The sequence below is a fragment of the Pseudonocardia sp. McavD-2-B genome, from assembly GCF_024124365.1.
GTDB lineage: Bacteria > Actinomycetota > Actinomycetes > Mycobacteriales > Pseudonocardiaceae > Pseudonocardia > Pseudonocardia alni.
The window spans coordinates 1-1,081 of the sequence record NZ_JAMXSG010000544.1 but is presented as its reverse complement, the minus strand read 5'-3'; the positions used below and the strand labels follow the sequence as shown (position 1 = coordinate 1,081).

Sequence of the window (1,081 nt, the reverse complement as noted above, 5' to 3'; positions counted from 1 at the left end):
GCGACCCACAGGCCAGCAGCGAGGTCGCCGCCGCGGACCGCCACGGCGCCAGGACCGGATTGACCCGGCCCCGGTCCAGCAGCAGCCGACCGCACCCCATGTAGTGCTCCACCGCGTCGCGGTGGCGGCCCTGCACCGACCGCACGCGCCCCCGCGCGTACTCCAGCAGGGCCGCACCGGGCCGTACTCCCCCGGCGGCGAGGTCGGCGAAGGCCGCGGCGTCGGCAGCCTCCACGTCGGGCTCCGCCAGGTGCACCAGCACCCGGGCGGCCCCGGCGAGCGGGTCGGGCCCGTCGGAGGAGACCGGGGCGACGGCGGCGGCCCGCAGGTCCCGTCGTGCGCCGTCGAGGTCCCCCGTCCGCAGCTCGACCAGTGCCGACACCGCGAGTACGGCGGGCGGGACCGGGCGCTCCCGGGTGATCTCGAGCAGGAGGTGGTGCATCGCCTCGCCCGCCTCGTCGGCACAGCCCACGGCGTCGAGGGTGAGCGCCGCGACCACCTGCGGTATCGCCGGGAGGACGCCGCTCGGGCCGGTCAGCGTGGCGCGGGCCAGCCGGGTGGCACGGTCCCGGTCGCGGCCGCGCAGGACCAGCGACCACGCGGTGGTCCCGCGGGCGACCGGACCGTCGTCGTCGGAGCCGGCTGCCGCCGTGGCGACCGGGCCGTGCAGCACGGTCCGCCGGTCGAAGCCGAGCTCGTCGGTCAGCCGGGACAACGACAGCAGGTCCGCCCGCGCCGGCGCGTCCTCCGGACATCGACGGACCGCGATGTCCAGCGCCTGCCGGGCCGCACCGACCTCCCCGGCGGACAGCAGCAGGTCGACCGCCCGGGCCCCGTACCGGCTCGCCGCCGGGTCGGTGTCCAGGGTGATCCGGGAGAGCACCCGCGCGGCCGTACCGGGCGCGGTGTGCGAGCGCGACAGCGCCAGCTCCACCAGCAGCGCCCCGCGGAGCGGGTCCGGCAGGGGCTCCTGCAGCGCGCGCTCGGCAGCCGCGGCGGCGTCGGCGGGCCGGTCCTCGGCCCGGTGCCGGACCGCGACCCGGTGCAGGAGCTCGGCCGCCCAGGGCTCGCCGAGCGCGGG

1 protein-coding gene is annotated in these 1,081 nt (G+C 79.2%); it reads right to left on the bottom strand.

All coding sequences use genetic code 11. The features are described 5' to 3' along the window. The coding region (locus tag NH602_RS31025; protein WP_253069717.1) for a hypothetical protein at window positions 1-1,081 on the bottom strand (1,081 nt) is incomplete at both ends.